Below are 7585 nucleotides of genomic sequence, written 5' to 3' on the forward strand. Positions count from 1 at the left end.
TGTGTCGGTGGGTAGGAGAGGCTCGTTGCGCAGGGAATGAGTGTTCGTTCTGATATGGTTGCCAAACCGCACGACATCCTGATTTGGCGCGTAGATGTATTCGTAGTCGGGGTCGGAAACGTAGAGAGGCGTGCTGAGGAAACCATATTTGCTTCTAAGTACGATTTCGGCGGTAGCCAGCCCTATGATCAAAAATAAAAGAATCCCGAGAAATATTTTGCGCATAAATCTTAGCAAGAACCCGAGTGAGCTATGTAAGTTGTTGACGGTATTGTAATGTCTCCTGCGGTCTGGCGTCCAAGTATTTAATGTTTAGAAAACGGATGAACAGCACAAACGGAAACCAATAGTACAAGTCGTAGGGGCGGCCGTTGGTGAATACCATCACGAAGATATACACATAAAAGTAGGCTAGAAAGAGGGTGAGGTTATTTGCTGGTTTTCGCGCTTCTTTGAGCATGTAGAGGAACAAGTACAAATTCAGGCCGCCGAAGAAAATGAAACCGAAGATCCCGTGGTTTACCAAGGATTCCATTATCGGGACGTCCATATAACTACTCTTATATCCTCCACCAATCAATAAAAGTGCCGGAGCAGCCAGGGCTTCGTTGAAGTAAGAAAAACTCGTAACCCGTCCCATCGCCGAGTGGTCGATCGTAGCTGTGTCGGTTAGCTTTACGCCGAATGCCGTATAAGCAATATTGATCATTTTATCGTAGAAGGTGTACCAATATCCGTAAAGCATCCCTTCCAAGCTACTGAATTGAGCCAGAAAAATCTTCAATCCGACAAATAGTAAAATGACGACGACCAGAGATTTAACCGAAAATAGACCCTTTATAATTCTCGAAACATTCTCCGCTTTTGCATTGAAAAAGAAAAACATGCCCCCCATTAGTACTAAAGCCAACAACGCTGATCGAGCTTGGGAGAGAACAATTAGTGCCAAACTAAAAAGTACAGCAGCGAAAAGAAAGATTCTGATCAGCGCATTTTTGTACCTCCCGACCAGAACTAGTCCGGAAATCAGACAAACCAGTCCATTTCGAGCCGTTACGTGAGGATTCCCACCTTCTTGTGCATTCTCATTACCAAAGGTGACGGCAGCCCTCATTCCTAGATGCCAATTAGGGTCAGTCAACAGAGAATAGACTAAGGTGAGATTACAAAGGAACGTTAATAAGAAAACGATTGGTAAAAGCGTGTCTTTTACCTCGTTAGGAACGTGAATAATGAGGAAAAGAAAAGCGAAAATTAGAACATAGTTTCCCATCTCTACGAACCAGTCCACCCCGGAATTGTTGAAGAGCAAAAAGTGATAAAGCGCAACTAACAAAAACAGCACGCCGTACTTGAGAAGGGTGAAATTGACCTTGTAGAGGCGGACAAACAGGTGCGTAGGAAACATCAACAGCAGAGAGAATCCGAAAAAGAAGGCCGTAAAAACGTTGCTGGCCGGCCCAATGCGTAGGGTGTCTCTAATAAAAAAAACCAATGGCCAGCCGTTGACTACCAAGGCGATACCGGCTGAATAACGCAAATAATTGAATATTCTCCAAAGCGAACTCGCACTCATTTTTCCAAGGCGGATTTCATTTATTAAAAAAGCGGCAACGTTCAGATGTTAAAGCGCAGACCAACTTTTCTAAAACGGCAGCAAAGGTAAGGTATTTTGTTTGCGAATTAGTTGTAAGTCCAATCGAAGTGCTCAATACCGTCGATCAGGTTTTTGAGGAAGCGCACAGCCCGCCTGCGATAGTTACGTTGAGACTTGACGATAGTTGGGTTTCCATAAGTTGAAATCGCAATATCAAATGAGAAATCGTATTCTTGCAGAGAATTGCGATAGGAGTGCCGCAAATCGGTCCACAGGGGCTTGCCATCTACCAAATCCACATAGTCGGACAAGAGTGGGTGATGCGTTTCAATTCCTGCGAAATCCAGAGAAACTAGAGGGGAGTTGTCAACAAAGTACTGTCCCTGGATAAACGTGAATTTTGAACCTGGCACAGCAGGAAGCCCGTATTGCCAGCCGGGGTTACGAATCGTCTCCACCCGCTCGTGATAAATTGGTAGATAGTTCAGCCATAATTGATCCAGACACATTCCTTCGCACAGATCCAGTAAGCCACGGTCGGTCATACGGTCGCACCACCAAGACAACATTGCCTTTTCCTGACCATCCGGGTGCATAATCCAACTTCCGGCCTGGTACATGCCGGTGTTCAGGATTCGCTTGTCATCGAGCTGATACCGTCCCATGCGTCGGCCACCAAAATCGCCAATCGGTCGCAATCGCTGTGGATTTAACTGCAAAAAATCAGAGCTATTGGCGACTTTATCAAGTAAATCGAATACCTGCGTAGTGGGCGAAAGAAAAAGCAATTCCTCGCAATCGGGAAAAGTGGTCAGTAAATATCGGGCAAAAAACGGCTTGCAACCGGCAACTAGTTCAAAGTCGAAGTAACGCTGTTCCATGCTAATCCAGTCCGCCATTTCGAGCGATTCGACCGGGATTACGCTGATCCAATTGGGTAAGTTGGGTAGTTGCATCCGATCTACCCATCCAAGAAAGAACCGTCGGTCGGGATTGTGCTGCCTCAGCGAGTGGGCCAGGACAAGGGCGTGACTGAGGTGGTGTCGGTTGCAAACTGTAAACGCAATTTTCATAAAGCACTTGGGGCGGGAAGAGGGCGAACAAGCCCCGAAATGGCGAAGGGTTTTTCCAACACCACAGTTGTCACGGTATCGTAGGGAGCGGATTGCGCAAAACGTTTGCGGCTGAGGAGCGTGGGCGTATTCAATTCGGGCCACCAGCGGTTGGTGTACAATTCCCAGAAAATGGCGTCATTTTCTAAATGCATCGCTAAATTCAGGTAGCTGTGAATGGTTCTTCCTTTACGCTTGGTTAGTTTGTAAAATGCTTCGATGTTTCGCAATGAAATGCCGCTGCCCTTGCTAAATTCAGCTAATTCGTTGTGGTTTTCCTGAATGTATTCTCGCGTATTAAAGCGTCTTTTAACATTAAACGTCCCTGACTTCTGAGTCAAAAAGTCAGGGGGCGGCTGAATGAAGTCGTAGCCTTGCCGACACCAGTAAGCCAGTTCATTTTTAGTAATTACGGTGTTCATCTCACAAATCAGCAAATAGCGGCTCCACCCAAAATTCTGGTATAACTCTGTACCAAGCAATAATTTGGCGTAACCGGTTCGACTGGAAAAATAGCGGTCATCGAAAGAAACAAAATCGGCCGACGGACAAAATTCCGTCAATTCTTCGACCTGTTTCATGCCTTCTCCTTTGATGAACGTAATTGGAAAATCGCCTAAGTGTTCGTTAACCGAAGCCAGTGAATTCATCGCCACTGCTGTCATCGGCAACTCAAATACCGGAATAAGTATGGTAACAAGTTCCTTCATCAATGGGTGTCGAGTGCGGCGACCAGTTTTCGCAGCGGAACAATCAGGGCTTTCCTAACGCGGACGTACTTGTATATTTTCTCCGGCTTAATGTACCGGCAGGGGAATTGACGATAGTACTCATTTCCATTTTGCACGAGTCGATCATGATAAATCGCAAATAATTCTACGAGATCGGATCTTTCGTCGAATGTGAAGCGATCCTGGTACTTTGAGATCAGTTCGGATCTGCGCGGATCGTAGCCGCTGTAATGGAAGAAGATTAGCGATTGCTTGTCGTTGATCACAAACTTGTCTGCCTTTTTAGAAAAGTACCTTTCATGCAGGTTCCAATAGGCAGCATTGTGTCCCCGGTGCTTTTCTATGAAAGTATTTTTTATAAATAAGGGCAGAAAATTCATCCAATTTTGATCCACGAACAAGCCATCGCAAAGCGCAATCAGGCATTCATAGCGAAGTTTTTCTTCCCACCATTTGACATAAGAAAGTACATCATCGCTGCGGCGAAAGGCGCAGAAGCCCAGGTTATATACACCTGTGTTGAGATGATTAAGCTCGTTAGGTGTTTTCTGATCTTCGATCGGGGTGCAGAGATGTGGCGTCAACACAGTCTCGTGATGATCCAGATGACCGAGTAGTCGGGTTAGCGGCTGGAAGACTATGATGTCAGGGTCGAAGTAAATGACCTTCTCAGCTTCTGGGTGTTTTTTAAAAAAATAGCTAAAAAAAAAGGGTTTAACCGCTGTGTTGAGTTCGGTGATATTGTATCGGTCGCACATCCCGGCAAAGTTCTTAATGCCAATTGTGTGTACTTCAACTAATGGATAATTAGGCTCATAACCAGGCTCAAATGTAACGCCATCCAGCCGATCTACTAAGCCTACAAAATATTGAAGATCAGGGTTAGTGGTTTGAAGCGAATCGCCCAAAGTGCGGGCCTGCGCCAGGTAGTTGACGGAGCAAATCGTGAAGGCAATCGTCATGCGGCAGGACTGATTTTAGCGGATTCGGCCACCACCTTTTCCCCAGTACTTTCCGGACAACAGATTTGCATAACCTCGATAACTTTCTGCACACTCGAAGCAGTGTCATGTCGCTCTAAAACCTTATCGTGGGCCTTTTTTCCCTGGGTAATTCTCAACTGCTTATTGTCGATAAGCGTCAGAACGGATTTTGTAGCAGCAGGGACGTCGAGGTACTTCACTACATCCCCGGCATCGTGTTCTACCAGTTCAGGTGCGCCACCCGCTCCATCGAAGCATACGATAGGTTTTTGGAGTAAAGCCGCTTCAAGAACTACGAGCGGATAGGGATCCTCGCGAGAACTGAGCAAAAAGATGTCAAATCGAGTCATAATGTCGAGTGCGCGGGGCGTCGGCGGAATCAACCTGATTTTATCCGCGAGCCCAAACCGGTCTATATCAAACTTTATAAGTTCGTAGAAAGGCTGCGAGTCACCTGCGCCAACCCACACGAAGTAAATGGGTTGGTCGGGTCGTTGCTCGATGACCGCTCGTGCAATCAGATTAAAAATATCGTTACCCTTACGCCATTCGGCGTTACCGCAGCCTCCCACCACGATGGCGTCCGATGGTAGATCGAGTTCCTGTTGCAGGAGTTTAGAATTGATCGTAGAGATTCGCTGTTGAATATCGGCAGTATTGATGAGTGTGAAGGTACTTACCTGACCAATGGGGTATTGGTACGAAGCCACGTAGTAGTTGGCCACGGCCCGAGAGACGGCGATAAGGTGACAGCAGCGACTCAGTAAGAATTTTAGCGAGACGGGTTCGGTGTAGGTGGCGACCGACATTTGTAGTTCGTGGGCAAAAAGAACTACGGGCAGAGAATGCAAATAGGGGAGTTGGTCTTTGTAAAATCCTGAATTGGCTACTGAGTTGACAAACACCAAGCCGAAATTCTGCGCAAGAAGCTCCGCTTTAACCCTAATCAGATCAGGATTGGCGACGGCAGTCTTGCTTCTGGTCAATAAGCCCAATGCTCGCTGAGACAAGGTACGAGGAGGCAGCGGCTTTACCAAAGTAACTGATGTGACTTGGGTGAATTCTGTTACCAAATCACCACCCTCACAGAGTAGGAGGTGCGTTGCAACACCCTTTTCTTTTAGCAGACCAATGAGTTGGAGCAGTAGTAATTGGCTACCGGCCCGATTAGCATCGTGCGAAATGAACAGAACTTTTTGCAAACTAATTGGTGGTTGTTTGAGCAAGTGGCAAAGTTAAGCAGCTTTAATAAGCTTCAAAACTTTTCTTCCCCGGCACCTTCTTAGCAGGGTTCCCTACATAGATGCTCCATTCGTCGGTGTTCTTCATTACAGCAGCAGCCATGCCCACCAGCGTTCCCTGCGCGATGTGTGAATAATCGCGAATGGTAGCATTGACCCCGAAAAATGAATAAGAATCGATGGTGCAGTGGCCTGACATGACCACATGAGACGTAAAAAATACGTGATCGTGAATGATTCCGTGGTGACCGATGTGGTTGCCGCTCCAAAGCACTACGTTATTGCCGATGGTTGTAAAAGGCTGTATCGTGTTGTCTTCCAGAATAAAACAGTTTTCACCCACCACGCTGCGATCGAGGATAGTTGCATGCGAACTGATGTAGGAAATGAACTCGTAGCCTTTCGCCTTGGCTTCCAGGTATATTTTTTCACGGTTTCGGTTCATGTTTCGGGCCGTCAGTGGAGCAAAAAAGGCGTATTTCTGTGGCGGGAAAAGTGTTTCGACGTCCTCGAACGCTACGAGCGGCAAGCCGCGGAAAGATTCTTCTTTCAGGTACTCGCGGTTTACGGCAAAGGCTACCACCTCGTGTTCCGAGTCGTTATCCAGGTAGTAATGGGCGAGTTCCGCCGTGTCTAGAATTCCGAAAATGATGACTTTTGCCATGAATCGTGGGGACGTTTTGTGGTGGAGGACTTAAGGCGTATACATGTGCTACCGTCGTAATCCTATATTAAATCAATTCGTACTCTTGTAGTAATTCCTGAATTCGATCTGTGCTGTTGAACATCAACACGTCCAGAATAGAGAGCCAGGGAACGAACTCATTTTTGAATTGAGGGTAGGGGGTAGGGACGGTTCTGATAAAATTCAACCTAATCCCTTCATTTTCAAAGAGAGTTTTGTCGTACAACTCCTGCCCTCTGATGGAATTGATATAATGATTGGATTCTTCTTTCAGGCAAATATCGAGAATTCTGTTTTGAGATTTCAAATCTGCGTTATCGTACTGTCTCGATGACTTCACGATTTCGGTTTGGATGCCGAGGAATTCTACCGTTTTGGTCAAGCTTTGCAGACAGTAGTCGGCAATACTTTCAGATGTGTCGTTGACAATGTCTTCGATGAAAGGAAATACAGTTTCGTACTGCGGGGTCTTGCGGTAAGTCTGAGCGATAGTCTTGAGTAATTTTTTGCGCCAGACCGAATCAGGAGAGACCTCCACTTCATAAATTAGCTTGTTCTGGCTGGCGTTCAATAGTGGAACTGTGAAGAGGTGAGCCTTTCCGCCCACCAAGATATTATTTCGATTTATCCAACCGCGGTTGATGAAGTTCACGTCGTCGTAAATGACAAATTTATCTGCCAAATTCAGCAATTTATAATAGCTGAGGTAGGGCAGAAAGTACGGCTGCATGATGGCAAGTTTCAAGTGTGTGTCAAATAGTAAAGTGAATAAATTTTTAGTGGATAGTTGAGTATGTCGTGTGTATGAATAGGAGTCCTCAGAATGACGAGTGAGAGTCAAATTGGCAATGCTTTAGCAACTAATAGTACTTATTTTAGTTTTCGTAAATAGTAATCCTCTCCCTTAACGATAAGGTCGGTCATGCTGGTATCCGTTCCTAAGCGTACGTCGCCAGGTTGGGGATGGATGACGCTCTTGTCGAAAAAAAGGAAATCGGCTTCGGGAGGAATGGGCTGAACGCCCCGCTCAAATGGATTTATGGAAATGAGTTTCCTAGTCAAATCCTCGCCGTAGAGCGGATACTCAAAATCATCATTGATCGTTCCGAGGGCTACCGTAGCGTCAGGTGGGACGAGCGAATCGAAACGTAGATAGGCGGGGTAAGTATCGGGCCGGGCGAAAGTTTGGAATTTTATGCGCTCGGTGGTAAACGCCGACTCATACCCATAGGCAGA

The 7585-nt window shown here is 46.2% G+C and carries 7 protein-coding genes and 2 pseudogenes; all 9 read right to left on the reverse strand.

What is annotated here, in order from left to right:
* Window positions 1-225 (reverse strand): annotated as a pseudogene (locus ACEW8P_RS19505) (hypothetical protein); the annotation flags it as partial.
* A gap of 25 nt (window positions 226-250) precedes the next feature.
* Window positions 251-1576 carry a hypothetical protein gene (locus tag ACEW8P_RS19510; protein ID WP_373514753.1) on the reverse strand — a complete coding sequence of 442 codons (1326 nt, stop codon included), beginning with the start codon at window positions 1574-1576 and terminating at the stop codon, window positions 251-253.
* A gap of 107 nt (window positions 1577-1683) precedes the next feature.
* Entirely contained in the window at window positions 1684-2670 is a 987-nt protein-coding gene (locus ACEW8P_RS19515) for a hypothetical protein (RefSeq protein WP_373514754.1), read from the reverse strand.
* Window positions 2667-3419, reverse strand: a complete 753-nt coding sequence (locus tag ACEW8P_RS19520; RefSeq protein ID WP_373514755.1) for a DUF5672 family protein — start codon at window positions 3417-3419, stop codon at window positions 2667-2669. Before ACEW8P_RS19520 ends, ACEW8P_RS19515 begins: the two co-directional genes overlap by 4 nt.
* The gene (locus tag ACEW8P_RS19525; RefSeq protein WP_373514756.1) at window positions 3419-4402 is read right to left on the reverse strand and encodes a glycosyl transferase; all 984 of its coding nucleotides are present in this window, start codon (window positions 4400-4402) and stop codon (window positions 3419-3421) included. The genes ACEW8P_RS19520 and ACEW8P_RS19525 overlap by 1 nt, the downstream gene beginning before the upstream one ends.
* Window positions 4399-5625, reverse strand: a complete 1227-nt coding sequence (locus tag ACEW8P_RS19530) for a glycosyltransferase family 4 protein (protein ID WP_373514757.1) — start codon at window positions 5623-5625, stop codon at window positions 4399-4401. The genes ACEW8P_RS19525 and ACEW8P_RS19530 overlap by 4 nt, the downstream gene beginning before the upstream one ends.
* Window positions 5626-5668: 43 nt before the next feature.
* Entirely contained in the window at window positions 5669-6328 is a 660-nt protein-coding gene (locus ACEW8P_RS19535; protein WP_373514758.1) for an acetyltransferase, read from the reverse strand.
* A gap of 67 nt (window positions 6329-6395) precedes the next feature.
* Window positions 6396-7094 (reverse strand): WbqC family protein, encoded by a 699-nt coding sequence (locus tag ACEW8P_RS19540; protein WP_373514759.1) that lies wholly within the window; start codon window positions 7092-7094, stop codon window positions 6396-6398.
* 125 nt (window positions 7095-7219) lie between these two features.
* Window positions 7220-7585, reverse strand: a pseudogene (locus ACEW8P_RS19545) (hypothetical protein); the annotation flags it as partial.

It is taken from the genome of Persicitalea sp., from assembly GCF_041751555.1.
GTDB lineage: Bacteria > Bacteroidota > Bacteroidia > Cytophagales > Spirosomataceae > Persicitalea.

Coding starts and splice junctions, on each gene's coding strand:
- ACEW8P_RS19510 (WP_373514753.1), bottom strand. CDS start 1,576: ATGAGTGCGAGTTCGCTTTGGAGAATATTCAATTATTTGCGTTATTCA.
- ACEW8P_RS19515 (WP_373514754.1), bottom strand. CDS start 2,670: ATGAAAATTGCGTTTACAGTTTGCAACCGACACCACCTCAGTCACGCC.
- ACEW8P_RS19520 (WP_373514755.1), bottom strand. CDS start 3,419: ATGAAGGAACTTGTTACCATACTTATTCCGGTATTTGAGTTGCCGATG.
- ACEW8P_RS19525 (WP_373514756.1), bottom strand. CDS start 4,402: ATGACGATTGCCTTCACGATTTGCTCCGTCAACTACCTGGCGCAGGCC.
- ACEW8P_RS19535 (WP_373514758.1), bottom strand. CDS start 6,328: ATGGCAAAAGTCATCATTTTCGGAATTCTAGACACGGCGGAACTCGCC.